13 protein-coding genes are annotated in these 17,172 nt (G+C 39.8%); 1 reads left to right on the forward strand and 12 read right to left on the reverse strand.

What is annotated here, in order from left to right; genetic code table 11:
* Positions 1–46: 46 nt before the first annotated feature.
* From Ga0466249_RS14795 to Ga0466249_RS14810, 4 genes are all read right to left on the reverse strand, one after another.
* Positions 47–1,615: a DEAD/DEAH box helicase gene (locus tag Ga0466249_RS14795; protein WP_215830340.1), complete on the reverse strand. Its 1,569-nt coding sequence runs from the start codon at positions 1,613–1,615 to the stop codon at positions 47–49.
* 64 nt (positions 1,616–1,679) lie between these two features.
* On the reverse strand, positions 1,680–2,921 hold the full coding sequence (locus Ga0466249_RS14800) for a competence/damage-inducible protein A (protein WP_215830246.1): 1,242 nt from the start codon (positions 2,919–2,921) through the stop codon (positions 1,680–1,682).
* A 73-nt stretch (positions 2,922–2,994) separates the two neighbouring features.
* Entirely contained in the window at positions 2,995–4,329 is a 1,335-nt protein-coding gene (rimO, locus tag Ga0466249_RS14805; RefSeq protein ID WP_215830247.1) for a 30S ribosomal protein S12 methylthiotransferase RimO, read from the reverse strand.
* A 13-nt stretch (positions 4,330–4,342) separates the two neighbouring features.
* A complete protein-coding gene (locus Ga0466249_RS14810; RefSeq protein WP_215830248.1) occupies positions 4,343–5,380 on the reverse strand; it encodes an ABC transporter substrate-binding protein in 1,038 nt (345 codons plus the stop codon).
* Positions 5,381–5,589: 209 nt separating this feature from the next.
* On the opposite strand from Ga0466249_RS14810, the gene Ga0466249_RS14815 reads away from it, so the two are divergent.
* Positions 5,590–5,946: a hypothetical protein gene (locus tag Ga0466249_RS14815; protein ID WP_215830249.1), complete on the forward strand. Its 357-nt coding sequence runs from the start codon at positions 5,590–5,592 to the stop codon at positions 5,944–5,946.
* A 13-nt stretch (positions 5,947–5,959) separates the two neighbouring features.
* Here the strand turns inward: Ga0466249_RS14815 and Ga0466249_RS14820 are convergent, their stop codons facing one another.
* The 8 genes from Ga0466249_RS14820 to Ga0466249_RS14855 form a co-directional block, all read right to left on the reverse strand.
* The gene (locus Ga0466249_RS14820; protein ID WP_215830250.1) at positions 5,960–7,915 is read right to left on the reverse strand and encodes a YgiQ family radical SAM protein; all 1,956 of its coding nucleotides are present in this window, start codon (positions 7,913–7,915) and stop codon (positions 5,960–5,962) included.
* A 12-nt stretch (positions 7,916–7,927) separates the two neighbouring features.
* Entirely contained in the window at positions 7,928–8,659 is a 732-nt protein-coding gene (locus Ga0466249_RS14825; protein ID WP_215830251.1) for a helix-turn-helix domain-containing protein, read from the reverse strand.
* Positions 8,660–8,868: 209 nt separating this feature from the next.
* On the reverse strand, positions 8,869–11,055 hold the full coding sequence (locus Ga0466249_RS14830; RefSeq protein WP_246588755.1) for a DNA translocase FtsK: 2,187 nt from the start codon (positions 11,053–11,055) through the stop codon (positions 8,869–8,871).
* A 93-nt stretch (positions 11,056–11,148) separates the two neighbouring features.
* On the reverse strand, positions 11,149–11,379 hold the full coding sequence (locus Ga0466249_RS14835; protein WP_215830252.1) for a YlzJ-like family protein: 231 nt from the start codon (positions 11,377–11,379) through the stop codon (positions 11,149–11,151).
* Positions 11,376–12,137, reverse strand: a complete 762-nt coding sequence (locus tag Ga0466249_RS14840) for a ClpP family protease (protein ID WP_215830253.1) — start codon at positions 12,135–12,137, stop codon at positions 11,376–11,378. Before Ga0466249_RS14840 ends, Ga0466249_RS14835 begins: the two co-directional genes overlap by 4 nt.
* Before the next feature lie 233 nt (positions 12,138–12,370).
* A complete protein-coding gene (locus Ga0466249_RS14845; RefSeq protein ID WP_246588756.1) occupies positions 12,371–13,357 on the reverse strand; it encodes a glycoside hydrolase family 18 protein in 987 nt (328 codons plus the stop codon).
* A 65-nt stretch (positions 13,358–13,422) separates the two neighbouring features.
* Complete coding sequence (locus Ga0466249_RS14850; RefSeq protein ID WP_215830255.1) at positions 13,423–15,294, reverse strand: polysaccharide deacetylase family protein; 1,872 nt, start codon at positions 15,292–15,294, stop codon at positions 13,423–13,425.
* A 1-nt stretch (position 15,295) separates the two neighbouring features.
* A complete protein-coding gene (locus Ga0466249_RS14855; protein WP_215830256.1) occupies positions 15,296–17,152 on the reverse strand; it encodes a glycosyltransferase family 2 protein in 1,857 nt (618 codons plus the stop codon).
* Positions 17,153–17,172: the final 20 nt, after the last annotated feature.

A 17,172-nucleotide genomic window follows, 5' to 3' on the forward strand; every position in this document is an offset into this window, starting at 1 on the left:
ATAAAACGGAGAGTAATTTACTCTCCGTTTTTTCAGTAAAATAAGTTTAACGGCCTCTAGCCAATTCTACATTCACTTTGTAGCCTTTTAATGTGTTTCTATGCATTACCGCGATGACGCGTTCAGCAATGTCTTCCGGTACTTCAACAAAGGTAAACTTCTCATAAATATTAATAACCCCAATTGAACTGCCAGGAATATCGGCTTCACTAGCAATGGTTCGCACCATGTCTTCAGGACGGATATTTTGTGACTTACCTACATTGAAAAACAGTCGAACCATACCTGATTCAGCGCCTGTGTTACGATAATTAGCCTTGTCTTCTCTAGGTTTCTCTTTTTCTTTATAACCTTCTTGTGATAACTTGAGCGCAGCAGCAGCTATATCAAGAGGATCATAGTTCTGTACTACTTCAGAAACAATATGATGATAATCAGCAAATTCCCCTTGTTCTATTGTTTGAACGAGCCGTTCCTTTATAAATTCTCTTTGACGTTCTAAAATATCCGCTGGTGACGGCAATGCGCGACGAACAATGCGCGTTTTCGTGGCTCTTTCAATCAGTTTTAATTGACGATATTCACGAGGCTGAATAAAGGTAATGGCAATTCCCTTTCTGCCTGCACGGCCTGTTCTCCCAATACGATGAACATAGCTTTCCGGATCTTGTGGAATATCATAATTAATAACATGCGTAATATCATCAATATCAATACCACGTGCTGCAACATCTGTTGCGATCAAAATTTCCAATTTAGATTCACGGAACTTTTTCATGACACGGTCACGCTGTGCCTGACTTAAATCACCATGGAGGCCATCTGCCATATAACCACGGCCAGATAACGAAGCAACAAGATCATCCACACCTCGTTTTGTGCGACAGAAAATAATCAGCTGCCCCGTCGTTTCCGTGTCAAGTACACGGCATAAACCTTCTAATTTTTCACGTGTCTCGTAATAAACCTGATCAATCAAGGGTACAGTCAGTTTTTCTTTACTTATAGCGACAATAACGGGATTATCCATATAGCGCTCAGACAAATGCAAAATAGGTTTTGGCATGGTAGCTGAAAAAAGCATGGTTTGTCGTTCAATTTTAGAAACATGCTCCAAAATAGCTTCAATATCATCGACAAACCCCATATCAAGCATTTCGTCGGCCTCATCCATGACAAGTGTTTTTACATTGGTAAGTTTAATTGTATTACGGCGAATATGATCAAGCAGTCGTCCAGGTGTACCCACAACAATATGAACACCCATATGTAAAGAACGAATCTGCCTGTCAATAGCTTGACCACCATAAATAGGCAAAGTTCTTACTCTTTTAAATTTACCGATACGCGCTAATTCTTCCGATACCTGGATAGCCAATTCACGAGTCGGTGTCAACACAAGGCCTTGAATATTACGGCTTGTCTCATTAATTTTTTCAATCATAGGAATACCAAAAGCAGCTGTTTTACCTGTTCCTGTCTGGGCCTGACCAATAACGTCATGTCCTTCTAAAACAAGCGGAATCGTCTGACTCTGAATGGGTGAGGGTTCTTCAAAACCCATTTCTTTTACAGCAGACATCAACTTTTTACTTAAGGGAATATTACCAAACATTACTGTTTCTTTGCTATCTTTATTCTCTTTGTTATCTTTATTTTCTTTCAAATTAAATTCCTCCTTATAATGTTAAAACATAGCGCCGCAACTGATTTAATGCGGCTAAAGCTGTGCGATTTTTAATTTCTTTGCGCTGACCAACAAAATGGTATTCATAACATTTTGTGCCTAGTGGCCCATCAACTGCAATAAAAACCAACCCAACAGGTTTTGTTTCTGTAGCGCCACCAGGGCCTGCAATACCCGTGATTCCAACGCCTAGTGACGTTTTAAAAGAATTCCGCGCACCTTGGGCCATTTGACAAGCCGTTTCTTCTGACACGGCTCCATATTTTTCTAAGACTGCTTTTTCAACGTGAATAGCATTCATTTTGACTTCGTTGCTATAGGAAACAATGCTTCCTTTCAGATAGACAGAACTGCCTGGTACATCTGTAAGTCGGCTTGTTACAAGACCACCTGTACAAGATTCAGCCAAAGCGACAGTCAATTCTTTTTCAGTCAAATGCTGCCCTAAAATTTCTTCTAATGTATCTTGATTAATACCAAAAATATAATCACCCACGCGCTCACGAATCAATTTTTCCAGCCCGGCAATGAGTGTTTCGGCTTGCTCACGCGAAGCAGCTTTCGCTGTCAGACGAATAATCACTTCACCGCTACGTACGAGAAGGGCAATCGTTGGATTACTTTGAGCCAAAATATAATCCTTAATGGCTTCCTCAAGAGAAGATTCACCTAAACCATAGGTTCTCAGGATTTTCGATACAATAATGCCTTGCTGCCCAAAGTTTTTTTGCAAATAAGGAACAACCGATCTTGTAAACATATGTTCACATTCACTAGGCGGTCCAGGCAAATGAATAACAATTTTACCGTTAACATCAACAATCGTACCTGGTGCTGTACCGCGTTCATTATCTAAAATTATCGCACCTTGTGCAACAAAGGCCTGTCGTTTATTATTATCTGCCATAGGAATTTGCCGACATTGAAAAAACTTATGAATACGCTCCAAACTGGGTTCATGCAACACTAGCGGCAAGTTTAATAGTTTAGCAGTAACCTCTTTTGTAATATCACCCTGCGTTGGCCCCAGCCCTCCTGTCGTAATGACAATATCCGCTCGAGCCAGCGCTGTTTCCAGCACTTGTGTCATGCGGTTACGATTATCGCCTACTGTTGTTTGATAAAGAACATCAAATCCCATTTCATTCAAATGCTGTGCTAAAAAAACAGCATTTGTATTGACAATTTGGCCTAATAAAAGTTCTGTACCTGTACTTACTAATTCAACGATCATACAAAGCGCCTCCTAAAGGTCCGCAAAGCAAAAATCATCACTTATTCTAGTGTCTATCGTTACGAAATTACATTTAGTATTCAACTTTTTCAGTCAGTATATCATAGGTAAATCCTTGTATAATTCTCGTTCGAATCATATCGCCAGGCTGAGCATCTTTCGCATTCTCAACATAAACCCGACCGTCAACTTCCGGTGCTTCTCGATAAGAGCGGCCAAAAATAACGGGTGGATTGTCTTCAGTAATCCCTTCAATAAGGACATCAATCACTTTGCCCTCACTTTTTAAATTGAGAGACTCACTAATCTTACTTTGGAGAGCCATGAGCCGATGATATCGTTCTTCTTTGACAGTTTCATCAATTTGGTTGCCCATCTTAGCCGCTCGTGTACCCTCTTCCTGCGAATAAGTAAAGACACCCACATTTTGAAATTGTTGCTCTTGGACAAATTGTAATAAAGATTCAAATTGTTCCTCTGTCTCCCCAGGAAAGCCGACGATTAGCGAAGTACGAACAACAACATCAGGCATTGCCTGACGCAGTTTATGCAGCAATATTTCTGTTTGCTCGCGCGTATCTTTTCTATTCATCGCTTTCAAAATGTCATTATGAGCATGTTGAAGCGGTAGATCAACATAATTGAGAATTTTGGATTCACTCGCCATAAGGGCAATTAAATCATCACCAAAATTAGTTGGATAACAATAAAGCAGACGGATCCAGCCTAAGTCATGAATCTTAACAAGTTCCCTGAGAAGTTCTGTAAGCTCAGGTTTACCATATAAATCACTACCATAATTGGTCGTATCCTGGGCAATAAGAATAATTTCCTTCGTGCCCCGCTTAACAAGACGTTTCACTTCTTCGACAATTGATTCAATAGGGCGACTACGAAACCGGCCTCGAATCGCAGGAATAGCACAATAGGCACAACAATTATCACAACCATCCGCTATTTTCACATAGGCACTGTAAAAAGGCGTTGTCGTAATACGCGGTGTCTCATGATCATAAATCGTTACGTTGTCATCAGCAAGCAATAAGCGCTGCCCAGTGAGCACCGCATTGACAGCTTCCATAATACGATGCCACGATCCTGTACCAACAATCGCATCAATTTCCGGTAGTTCATTAAGCAATTCCTGTTTATAGCGTTGCCCAAGACAACCTGCAACAATTAATCCGCGACAGTGACCATTCTTTTTAAAATCAGCCATAGATAATATGGTTGTAATTGATTCTTCCTTAGCGGAATCAATAAATCCACAGGTATTTACGATCAAAATATCCGCTTCGGCTGGCTCTTGAACGATTTTGACATGATTTTCTGTTAAAATTCCAAGCATGACTTCTGTATCAACAAGATTTTTTGCACAGCCTAAACTGATAATACCAGCTTTTAACACAGATGGTTCCCTCCTAAAACGAGCGAGGACTTAAACGGACAGATTGAATCCACTTATCCATTAATTCATGCTGTTGCATCACCGTAAGTGGCTGACTGTCGAAAAGTTTAATATGCTTCGTTTCATAGAATTTTGCTATTTTTGTGTCTGGATGAGTAGGAATGAAATAGAATTTATGGTTTTGCAATAAATTCTGCGCATCATCTTGTAATAACCAATCAATAAAAGGTAATGCATCGCTGGCATGAGGAGCATGCGCAACAAGGGCAATACCTGTCAGCGAAAAGGCCGTTCCTTCTTCTGGATAAACAATGCTAATGGGGAACCCATCATTAAGATAACGAATACTCTCGCTTTGTACGGCTACAGCAATATCCACTTCACCCATACCTGCCATACGAACAGGTGTGGCCAAAAATTTAGCATATTGGACAATTTGCGGATGCATTTTTTTAAAAAACGCGAGTGTCGCTGTTTCGCCTTCTACAGCCTGCAAGGTATAAAGCAAATTAGCTGACGCCTCTGACGCAAGAAAATCAGTCATGCCAATACGAAACTTATTATTGTCCTTCGTCAAATCAGCCCATTTAGCAATTGGCTGGGAAAGTTTCTTGGCAAAATCCCTGTTTACAGCAAAAACAATCGGATCATACCACGTTCCAATCCATAAGTTATCTTTATCTTTAAATCTATCAGGTACCATGTCCGTTTGTTCAGAAGTTACTGGCGCCAAAAGATGATTTGCCTTGGCTTGGTCCAGAACGGCAGTTGTCGCAAGCACCAAATCAGCCTGGGGACCATTACTTTCAGTTTGTAATCGCGTCAATAAATCCTGATCAGAAAGCGGGATAATGCTAACATGGATTTTCCCGACATTCTCATATTCCTCAGCAAACAATGAAACTTGTTCAACAGGTAAATTCGTATAAAGTACGACAGATTTAATGTTTTCAGGTGTTTGTTCTCCAGCATGCCCCATAAGATCCGTGCCGATAATAGCTAAGAACACCAAGAAAAACGACAAAAACATAAGCGGCATATAGCGGCGCATTTAAATTCCTCCGTTATCTCACTCAAATACCATAAAAAGTGAACACTACATGGTACCAACATATACTATAAACTTTCTTACTAGGACATGCAAGTAAAAGTTGCTTGATTAGAAAATTAAAGTGCTATCCACCCAGCTCTATTTTTTTCACAAGGTCGATGTGTTACAATGGAATAAAATTAATTATCTGAATATAAGGAGCGCTTATTGTGCATCTTCCTGCAGGTTTACTTATTCTCATTGGATATTTATTGCTTGTCGCTACGGGAAATTTATTTGAGCTCATTCATGGCGTCTATACAAGCAGCAGTTCAGAAATAATTCCGTCTCTATTCGGAATAGTGCTGTATGCAATACCAGCCTACGGCTTGTACCGTCAACAAAAATGGGCCTGGATAAGTGAAATTATCATTTCATCCATCGCTGTATTACTCGGATTATTTACGCTATTATGTGTCAACCCATTGCTGGGAATATTAACTCTTGTCACACATAGTCTCATCATTACATATCTAATGAAAAAATCTTCGAAAGCTCTTTATTTGAAGCCAAAAGAACAGGCATAATGCCTGTTCTTTTTTATCTAATTCGTCGTTTTTGGAGTTTACGAGCATTCTTCTTTTTGTTGAACTTTCCCTTATTCTCTTTTTTAGGAAAGCTATTTCGTTTTTCTATGGACTCAGGCAGCTTTTCCGAACTCTGTTGTTTATCAAATGTCCGCGCACCTGATTGAGCGCTACCACGGCGAGGCCGAATAAAACAATTAGGCCCAAACCCGATCAAATCCGTACGTCCGGCCTTTTCTAAAGCTTCATACACAAGACTATAGTTTTTAGGATCACGGTACTGCAGCAATGCACGCTGTAGTCTTTTTTCATGAGGATTTGTGGCAACATAAATTTCTTCACCTGTTAAGGGATTAAGACCTGTGTAGTACATACATGTCGACAGACTGCCTGGCGTGGGAATAAAATCCTGCACCTGTTCCGGTTGACAGCGCGTATCACGCAAGAATTCAGCTAATTCAATAGCTTCTTTTAGTCCTGAGCCAGGATGGCTAGACATAAAATAAGGCACCAAATATTGTTCCTTGCCAATGGAACGATTCATTTGATCGAAAGCATTTTTAAAAGCTAAATAGACACCTTTACCTGGCTTGCCCATAAGCCCAGTCACTTTTGGTGAAACATGCTCAGGAGCCACCTTTAACTGACCACTCACATGGTACTGACAAAGTTCATACAAAAATTCTTTTTCCTGAGAAGCAAGCAGATAATCATACCTGATGCCTGACCGAATAAATACTTTTTTGACTTTCGGTAGTGATCGCAGCTCGCGAAGCAATTCCAAGTACGCATCATGCGAGGTGCGTAATTCACTGCAAGGCGCGGGAAAAAGACATTGTTTTCCCTTACATGTTCCCCGTTCTACCTGATGAGAACAGGCGGGCAATCGAAAATTAGCTGTAGGACCACCGACATCATGAATATAGCCCTTGAAGTCCGGGAGTTCTGTAATGGCTTTAGCCTCTTTGAGCAGTGATTCCTTGCTACGCGACTGAATAATCCTTCCCTGATGCGATACAATGGCGCAAAAAGAACAGCTCCCAAAACAACCACGATGACTTACAAGAGAAAATTTCACTTCATTAAGAGCTGGCACACCACCCCATCTTTCATAACTGGGATGATAGGTTCTTGTATAAGGAAGATCATAGATTGCATCCATCTCGGCTGTTGATAGTGAAGCAGCAGGTGGATTTTGTACAACATAAACGGGACCATGCTGCTGTACAAGCGTTTTCCCACGAATGGGATCTTGCTCTTCATATTGAATTTTAAAGGCAGCGGCAAAATCAGCTTTATTTGTTGAAACTTGATCAAAACTTGGTAGTAACGTATAATCCCATAGTTCATCAAGCGAACGTACAGCATAACACGTACCATGAACAGAATGAATTTCTGAAACATCCAGTCCATAAGCAAGCTGCTCCGCGATTTCTACAACCTGCTTTTCACCCATCCCATAGACAACAAGATCTGCGCGACTGTCAATCATAATAGAACGTCGTACACGATTCGACCAGTAGTCATAGTGAGCAAATCGACGCAGACTCGCTTCAATACCCCCTAGAATAATCGGGATATTTTTAAAGGCTTCCCTCACCCGCGTACAATAGACTAGACTAGCTCGTTCGGGACGCAATCCCGCTTTACCACCCGGTGAATAATTATCGCTGCTACGAAAACGTTTAGCTGCCGTAAATTTATTCAGCATAGAATCTAAATTGCCCGCAGAAATAAAAACACCTAACCGTGGCTTGCCAAGTTTTAAAAAGTCAGTTGTAGAATGCCAATCTGGTTGTGCAATAAGTCCTATTTTATACCCTTTACTTTCGAGGAGTCTGCAAAGAATGGCTGGCCCAAAACTGGGATGATCAACATAAGCGTCGCCACTAACAAATAAAAAATCCAGTTGATCCCAGCCTCTATTATTCATATCTTCCTTACTTACGGGTATAAAAGAATTTATCATTATCTGCTCCTATCATTTAGAACCTTGCGGTGTGAATGTTTTCGTCACAACGTCTCCCTTTTTCCCTAGTTTGCCCTGGGGTTGCCCATTCCATGTAACATCCATAGCACCGGCATTACCCGCTTTAATAGCTAAAGTTTCCTGGGCTTCCCATGTAAAAGATTCATCTTTTTTTGGTGTGCCTTCATAGATTCTCTTTCCATCCGCTGTCACCTGTGTCCAACATTCTTCACTAAATTTTGCCTGAACATAAACAGGCTTGGTATTAGCGGGTTTGACAGGAACAGCCGGGGCTTCCGGCACTTGCTGAGCCTGTTCGGCTGGAGGCTGTACTTTTTGCGGCACACTAGGACTTTGCTGTCCGCCATATGCCCAAAATCCAATGCCAATGACAGCAACGAGAATAATGGCTGTTGCTGCTAATTTTGGTGATATCATACTTAGCAAGTTGATTTTTGGACGTTCATCGACAACAGATGGTTGAGGAGTCACAACCGCTTCAGGTGCTGCTTCCGCCTGTGATTCGCGATAAAGATCCACTAATTCGGCACTGTTTAAGCCCAAAAAATTTGCATAGTTACGAATAAATCCTTTAAGATATACTTCACCAGGAATAACTTTATAGTCATCTGCCTCAATCGAAGTAATATAAAGTGCACGAATACTTGTGGCGTGCTCCACATCTTTAACTGATAAATTTTTCTTTTCTCGTTCAGCACGTAGTATTTGCCCAACTGTTTCCATCGTTATAACCTCCTTCATTCTTCAATGCTCATTATTGCATCATGTTCAGTTGGTTTTTTGCATTTCTTAACGATTTTGTATCTATCGTTCTACTGAAGCACTAGAATACTAAAAAATACGCATTCCGACACACCAGCCATCAAAAAAAATTTAATAGCCTCATCAGCCGACCTTTTATAGCATAACAGAAAATAGCAAGACAAGCAAAATTAGTTTTCATTAAAATATTTTTCCGCTACTTCAGCAGAGGTCATAATCACCTCACGCGGTTTGCTTCCCATGCTCGGACCGATAATTTTCATTTCTTCCATGGCATCAATTAACCGCCCAGCCCGTGAATAGCCAACGCGAAACTTACGCTGCAACATAGAAGCCGAAGCCTGCCCCGTTTCCATGACTAAAAAGACCGCATCTTTTAACAGTTCATCCGTTTGAGTATCAGGAGCCGCTTTCACATGACTTTCTTCCACCTTTGTAACGCCTTCCGTATATTCCGGCTGTGCTTGCGCACTCACGAAAGTCACTAATTCTTCTACTTCGTCATCAGAAATAAATGATCCTTGTACACGAAGCGGCTTAGCAGCTCCAACAGGATAAAACAGCATATCCCCTTTTCCTAATAACTTTTCTGCTCCTGCCATATCAAGAATCGTACGTGAATCAATTTGCGAGGAAACAGCAAAGGATATACGTGAAGGAATATTGGCTTTAATAATGCCTGTAATGACATCCACAGATGGCCGCTGTGTGGCAAGTACAAGATGAAGCCCGGCGGCGCGAGCCATTTGCGCCAAGCGGCAAACGGCATCTTCTACATCGACAGGAGCTACCATCATCAAATCCGCTAATTCATCAATAATGACAACGATTAGCGGCAGATGTTCCTCTTGTGTCACTTCATTATAGCGACGAATATCACGAACACCTGTATCAGCAAATAATGCATAGCGGCGTTCCATTTCATGAACGGCCCAGCGCAATGCAGCAGCAGCCTTTTTCGCATCTGTCACAACAGGAGTCAATAAATGAGGAACACCATTATAGTTAGACAATTCCACAACTTTTGGATCAATGAGGATAAATTTGGCCTCATCAGGACGTGCTTTAAATAAAATACTTGTAATAAGGGTATTAATACAAACACTTTTGCCTGATCCTGTAGCCCCCGCAATTAAAAGATGGGGCATTTTCGCAAGATCCGCAATAATCGTTTGACCCGCAATATCCTTACCAAGGGCAACACTTAATTTCGATGAAGCCTGTTGAAATTGTTCTGTTTCCAGCACATCGCGATGAGGAACACTTGATACATTTTTATTCGGAACTTCAATACCAATAGCCGCCTTACCTGGAATAGGTGCTTCAATACGTACACCAGGAGCTGCCAATTTTAAGGCAATATCATCAGCCAAATTGACAATGCGACTCACCTTCACACCTGGCGCAGGTTCTAATTCATACCGCGTCACTGCCGGACCCTGACAGGTCTGAATGATTTTAGCACTAACGCCAAAACTATCTAATGTTCCTTCTAAAATATGAGCATTTTCAACAATTTCTTTGCTGATTTTTCCAGACTTTGTCTTAAGTGACTTTTTTAACATCGTCAGGGGAGGCAAATGATAAGTTTCGGGCGATCCTGTAGTAATAACAGGCAATGGTTGCGTCATATCTATTTTTGTCTTTACAGCAGTTACACTTGGGATGTCTGGTTCAGACTGTATTTCAAACGGTTCAGGCATCTGAAAATTGTCTGTATATGATTTTGTAGGAGGAGTAGGCTCATCTGTTTCTTGATCATAAAATAATGCAGCCGTTTTCTCTTGTTGCCACTGATTTAAATCTTCCGCTGTACTTGCGATGGCCTCTCGCGCACTCACTAGACCATCATTTGCTTTGTCTTTCGCTGCCACAAGCGTGTTGGCAATAGACCATTTTGTTGCAATAATAATGGAAGCAAGAACAATAGCTAACAGCAATACAAGTGTGCCATAATAGCCAAATAATTTCCGTAATTCAAATAAAACAAAACCACCAACAAATCCTCCACCTTGTACTAGCCGTTCAGGTAAAATTTCCTGATTAACAGGAATCACTACGTGATGATATAAGGCCAGACAAGCGATAAAAAGTATCATAAAGCCTACATATTTTACTTCATAATCATGAGGCTTACGCGTCCAAATATACTTGGCCCCAAGAGCGCTAACGACTAATAAAACAACAGAAGCGCCTATACCAAATGCATACCGTAAGATTTTCGCAATCAGTCCACCAACAGCTCCCGTACTCATCCCGAATAAGCTTATAAATGAAATAATTCCAATAGTAATGAGCCCAATTCCTAACAGTTCATATTTTACCTCTGGAGTAAGCTCGGAAAACACCTTAAACAACAAGACCACCTCTAAAAATAAATTTCTACGCCCTACCTTAAAATCCTTTATTATACTATTGGACAGTACTAATAGAAAAAAAGCACTCCCTTGTTAGGAGAGCGCCGAATGAACAATCGAATAAGTCAAACGGGTTCCAGGCTGATAATTTGGATTCAAAAAATCAGCTGGATTGCTAGAAATAACTCGAATCACCTTTGCTTCAGTTACTGACAGACGCTCTACTATCAGTTTAGTACCATCGACCTCAATTTCTTCGTAGGAAAGGGTGGTTTCTGTAGGAGGAAAGACGACATCTAACGGCATGACTGTCCACAAGATCATTGTTTCAGTCCCTTGCTGTCTTTGTTCGCTTGAATCAATTCCTGAAGCTTGGACATGGCCTCAGAAATCCCCCCTACAGCATTAATCAAACCATATTTCACAGCGTCTTTACCACCTACAGATGTGCCGATATCCCGCGACAGTTCACCCATTTTATAAAGCATTTCTTTCCATTTTGACTCATCCATCTGGGAATGACTCACAACAAACCGGTTGACACGATCTTGCATTTTTTCCAAGTAATCAAAAGAACTCTGGGCGCCAATCACCATGCCTGTTAAACGAATGGGATGAATGGTCATTGTTGCACTTTCAACAATGAACGAATAAGTTGCCGATACAGCAATGGGAACGCCAATACTGTGTCCCCCACCCAAAACAATGGATACAGAAGGTTTAGACATGCTAGCAACCATCTCAGCGATTGCCAGCCCTGCTTCAACATCACCGCCAACGGTATTTAATAACAGCATAAGTCCCTCAATCTCCGGATTTTGTTCAATGGCAACCAGTTGTGGCATGACATGTTCATATTTCGTCGTTTTATTTTGCGGCGGCAATACCATATGGCCTTCAATTTGACCGATAATGGTCATAACATGCAAATTACTTTTGGCTGTGGGAACTTCTGTTGTACCTAAATCTTGTATATTCTCATTTACCGCCGATTTTTTGGTCCGCGTTGATTTTGGTTCTTCCGTTGGATGCTCATGAGGCTCGAGCGGTGATGGCACAACAGGGTTATCATTTTTAAACATTTCTTTCCCTCCATGTTTATCAAATCATTTCAAGCTTAGTATTGTCAGTACAATCAGTTTCATACCGAAGCTTACATCTGAGGGAAAAAATATAAAATAAGAAATGCCCTAATTAACCACATATTGGATATTAAAGCATTTCTTTACTAATCAATTTGAATTAACTATTCAATCTATTCCTTTTCGCTAGCTAAATATAATGTTTCAGCACACTGCGTGTCTCTACAATTCTCTTATTTTATTTTGTTAATATCCACATTTCCGCCAAAACGCCATAGGCTGATGTTATTTACGCCTTGTTCTTTAGCTATAGCTATCCAGTAATTTAACGTTTTCACATCAGCATACCAGACTTGATAGGATATGCCCTTATCTTGATAATCAAAAACTGCACACTGGCTTTCTTCATCCCTTTTTGTTTCAACACCATAGGTCACTGCAAGAGTTTTTGCTTCCACTTCCGTCAAAAATCTTTTTTCACCGTTGTCGCCCCAAACACAGCCACCTGTTGAAAATGCTACCGATTTTTCACCAGGTAAGACTTTCATTCGATTGAATGTTTTTTGGATAAATTCCTTATTGGCCTTCGGTCCTGGAGCGCTATGCAATCCGTAAAGGTTATAGAACATGACTACATATTCCGGTCCTTGGAAAAAGCCAGTGGAAGAAAACGGCGTACTCGGTTCCAATACAAGCCTTAATTTTAAATTATTTTTCAGTGCTTTTACATAAAGTTTATCAGCAAATCTCAAGAAAGGCTGACCGATTTTTTCGTCTGTCCATATTCTTTCATAATCAATTTCAATGCCATCATATCCGCCCTGCAAAGTCAATGCAATGATTTCGTCAATATGTTTCTCCATTGACGCATCATCGGAAAATAATCGGCGAAGAACTTCTATATCTTTCAGCACAACCGATCCGTCAAAATTTTGCTTGTCATTGACAAAAGTAAGATACGTTTCATACTTTTCTTTTCTCTTTTTTAGTTCACTTCTTTTATCGCTAAGTTCTTTTGGTATAAAGAAGTTATCATTTTTATCAAAATATGCGCCAAAATAAGAAAGTTGATCCAATTGATTTCCCATTTTTTTTAAATCTTTTTCGCCGGCATCTAAATCCCAATATGCTAACCATGCCGATATTTTGGTTGGTTCTTTTGGGACTGCGTTGACAGCAACTTGGCTATCATAATTACAGCCTGTCAAAATAAAAAACAAAGATGCCAATATAGCCACTCTAAAAATTTTACAAAATATGCTATTCACTTAATTCCTCCTCTTGATTATAAGTTCACAACAGACCAATTAATGAGGGCTTCCCATAACTGCTTCGCTTTAGATTCAACAGCATCAAATCCTTGCATCCTACTGTCAAATAAGATCTTTTCCTTTTCTGCTCCCGTGTTTTCAGTAATAATTAATTTTTCAAATACGCCATCATATACATCATCAGCCAAATTTCTTTGACTCCAACCATAACCGCCCCAGGCCGTTTCAAGATAAACAGAACCCGCTTTCGTATCAGATACGGATAAACCTTTTATAGCCTCTCTGCCATCTACCAGAATGCTAATCTTATCTCCCTTGAGCGACAATGATAACAACCGATCACCTTTTGCCTGAACACTGAGATCAGGTACATATTCCTCTGCGCCATCTGCCACGTTGGGGACATTTTCCAGATTTTTGTCCTTTAATTGTTCCGCATAAATCTTGGCTTTTTCAACAGAATCGGCATATTTTATGAAAGTTTCTAATTCTCGCTTTTCAGCTGCTTTTTTATCTTCGGGGATGGATAGAATTTCTTTACCGTCATGCTGATCTAAGTTTAACTGAAACAATTCTTTTTCGGCATCGCCCGTTTTTTCCGTAACATATAGAACATTGTTAAGAATATATACAGACAAGAATCTGTTTAGACTTTCATCTGCTCTGAGATATATTTTCTGCAAACCCAGTTTATTCCCCTTTAATCTTACGGAAAGTTTCATATCTTCAAAATCATTGCTGTTCTTTAAACGCAATAGCCCCTTATCTTTTGGTAAAGAGGTCAAAATCATCGTCTCCCCTTGAATTTCTAGTGCTCCTTTAAGCATTTCCCATAATTTGTATTTGTTTAAATCACCTTTGATAAACTCCAAATCTTGATTGATATCATATTTTATACGCATCAGCAAATGATTAGTAGACCAATACGCCTGTGGCTGCATCCTTGTTAAGTCATAAATACTGCTATTTCTCTGATTGAAGGAAAAACCTTCCCTATTGAAGTTCATTTTAAACAATTCTTTAATCCAATATTCATTTATGGCACTTACTCGATCATTATTGCCAAAACTTCCTGTATTGGAGTGCATTAATATATACATTCCAGGTACATACCCAATAGACTGGGTATAACTATCTCGCAGAGCTTCATAATCATAAGCGATACGTTCTTTCATCTTCACATAGCTCTCTTTGGGAACACCATATTCGTCACGAATATAATCCATCAAATAGTGATTGTATTTACGTCCTAAGTACGGCGCAACGCTAGCACGTTCCAATGGATTTAGTTCTCCCAAATAATTATCGTATCGATCAAACACGTTAATAAACGCCAGTCGATATCCATTCGTACCCATTTCCCAAAAAGACGTTTTTTCAAGATCCATTAGTTCCTCGGGCATTAAAAATTTCGGGTCTTTTTTTTCAAATTTTTCTGGATAAGTCAACATGGTTGCTTTAAAATTCAAGTCTTCCAAAATTTTCTGTGAAAAAATAGCCGTATCTCTCCTGCCGTCTTCAAAAATCAAAAACAATGATTTTTCAGGCAAGACTTTTCCTGATTGATAATAATCTAAAACGTCTTGTTGTGCAATAGTTACATAGCCTAACTTTTTTAGCGACTGTAACTGTTCACGCAAACGATCCACTCCGATTAAATTTTGATTGCCTACTCTGTCTACACCAAAATAAGCAAGAGCAACAAATCCCTTATCCCCTGAAAATTTTGTATTTTGTTGATTAAAAACTTCATATGTTTTTAGGGTAAATAATGCGAAAATACCGATCACAATCACTACAAGGATAATCATAAGTTGTATCACTACACGTATCATTTTTTTCCGGTCTTTTCGGGTAGTGAATTCTTCACTCGATATCGTCATCATCCTATGCCCTCTTTTGCTTTCCATGATTCTTTGCTAACAGTTCCGCAATATCCGCCGGAGTCATACGTGTTCCCCAGGTAGTTTTCCAAAAAGTAAACCAAGCAATCGGCATTTGCCATAAAAGTACGGCTTCATAGTATAAGCAAAACCATAGACCGAAAATCCATGTTGAACTTTTTCTAAGAAACAATTGCGTCATACTCATGAGCAATGCCATTAAACAAATACCCATGATAAAGGTAAACGGAAATACTCGGTGCGCAAGCGGAATATAAATCATATTATAAAGAACGATAACAGGCGCCAAGAGCGGCACAAGCACGCCCATATAAAAAGATAATGCCATAAACGGCTCTTTTTTCCACATAAATCTAGCTGCAACTAGCGATTCTCTAAGCCACGAACGTTTCCAACGCATCTGCTGTTTTAAAAAAATTTTATATGTATTCGGTACAATCGTATTACATATTGCAGTATCTTGATAAACAGTACGATTTTCTCTTAATATGAAATTGGTCATGCTGCGATCATCACCAAATGTAGCTTTCCTTCCCCAAAATCTTTGGTTCAGCCACGCTTCCAGATATTTAACAACCAATTCTTTCTTATAACAAGAGAGAGGACCGGATAAACAGGTAACTGCATCAAAATAGCTTTCGGCCGCTTTCATGATACGAAAGGCGATAAAATATCTTACAGCCTGCATTTTCGTCAGTGCATTGGTATAAGTATTGGCAACATCAGTTCTACCAGAAACACCACCCATTTTTGTATCTTTAAACGGCTGAACGATATTACGAATAGCGAAGGGGTCTAAAAAGCTGTCCGAGTCAACAAACACAACCAATTCATGCTGTGCCATTAAAGCTCCTTTTGCCAACGCTTCTCGCTTGCCTGCGTTCTTTTCTTGGCGAACATAACGAAGCCTGTTTTCAATATCATAGCGATTTTCTTTGATTTTCAGTTCTTCTACTATCTCTTTAATTTTTTCAAAAGATTGGTCGTTAGAGCAATCATCTACGACAATCACTTCTAGTTTATCGATTGGATAATCCTGATTAACACAGCCTGCAATCGTTTTTTGTATCCATTGTTCCTCATTGAAACAAGGAACAATAATCGTAACACCTGGTGTAAAGTCGTTGTCGATTGGAACGGGGCGATAAAAAGTGCCGAACAGATATCTGGTAAGCAAAAAGGTAGCCGCGATAATACTATACATATACAAAACTTTATTAAATTTAAAATATAGTACACTTTCCGTCCTCATTAGAAGAATGCAGGCAGTAATAAAGAACAAGAAAAATGCGGCTACCGGCAACATATACCGATCCTTTTTCTTTGTTGCATACTGTGCCAGCGGTTCTAAAAATACTATTCCACATAGCGCTTTCCCGTCTGCGATATTATCAGAGCGAATATATTTAGCTCCCATCTTGACTTTCATTTCATATCCTTCCGGCATAGTGCCGGGTGCGATGGCAAACTTCAACTTGATTTTCGATGCCTGACTCAAATCTTGAGCAACTTCCGGTGACACTTCCAGTAACATACCTGTAGTCGATATATCAACACCTTTTCCGATACATTTTACATTTTTATCGGAAGTAACATATTGGATTGAAACATCATAATTGACCAAATAACGTCTGCCCATTTTTTCATTTTTTATAAGATTTGAGATATCGTTCAAATCCGCATTGCCCTTTACTTGACGTCTGTCTACATTCGTACGCACTCCTTCTTTGTCAGGTACCTTTGAAAGCAGCCGACGGTCAGGTTTGGCAACAAGTAAAATATCCTCTTCTTCTTTTATTTCTTGCTGAAATAACTTATTCACAATCCACTTCCCTGCCATTTCAATGCTGCTTACTTTAA

Origin of the sequence: Pelorhabdus rhamnosifermentans (genome assembly GCF_018835585.1) — a bacterium.
In the GTDB taxonomy this organism is placed as follows: Bacteria; Bacillota; Negativicutes; order UMGS1260; family UMGS1260; genus Pelorhabdus; species Pelorhabdus rhamnosifermentans.

Excerpts from the sequence above, each read along its gene's own strand:
- Ga0466249_RS14795 (WP_215830340.1), bottom strand. The coding sequence starts at position 1,615 with ATGTTTGGTAATATTCCCTTAAGTAAAAAGTTGATGTCTGCTGTAAAA.
- Ga0466249_RS14800 (WP_215830246.1), bottom strand. The coding sequence starts at position 2,921 with ATGATCGTTGAATTAGTAAGTACAGGTACAGAACTTTTATTAGGCCAA.
- Ga0466249_RS14810 (WP_215830248.1), bottom strand. The coding sequence starts at position 5,380 with ATGCGCCGCTATATGCCGCTTATGTTTTTGTCGTTTTTCTTGGTGTTC.
- Ga0466249_RS14820 (WP_215830250.1), bottom strand. The coding sequence starts at position 7,915 with ATGATAAATTCTTTTATACCCGTAAGTAAGGAAGATATGAATAATAGA.
- Ga0466249_RS14825 (WP_215830251.1), bottom strand. The coding sequence starts at position 8,659 with ATGGAAACAGTTGGGCAAATACTACGTGCTGAACGAGAAAAGAAAAAT.
- Ga0466249_RS14835 (WP_215830252.1), bottom strand. The coding sequence starts at position 11,379 with ATGATCTTGTGGACAGTCATGCCGTTAGATGTCGTCTTTCCTCCTACA.
- Ga0466249_RS14840 (WP_215830253.1), bottom strand. The coding sequence starts at position 12,137 with ATGTTTAAAAATGATAACCCTGTTGTGCCATCACCGCTCGAGCCTCAT.
- Ga0466249_RS14850 (WP_215830255.1), bottom strand. The coding sequence starts at position 15,294 with ATGATGACGATATCGAGTGAAGAATTCACTACCCGAAAAGACCGGAAA.
- Ga0466249_RS14855 (WP_215830256.1), bottom strand. The coding sequence starts at position 17,152 with ATGGCAGGGAAGTGGATTGTGAATAAGTTATTTCAGCAAGAAATAAAA.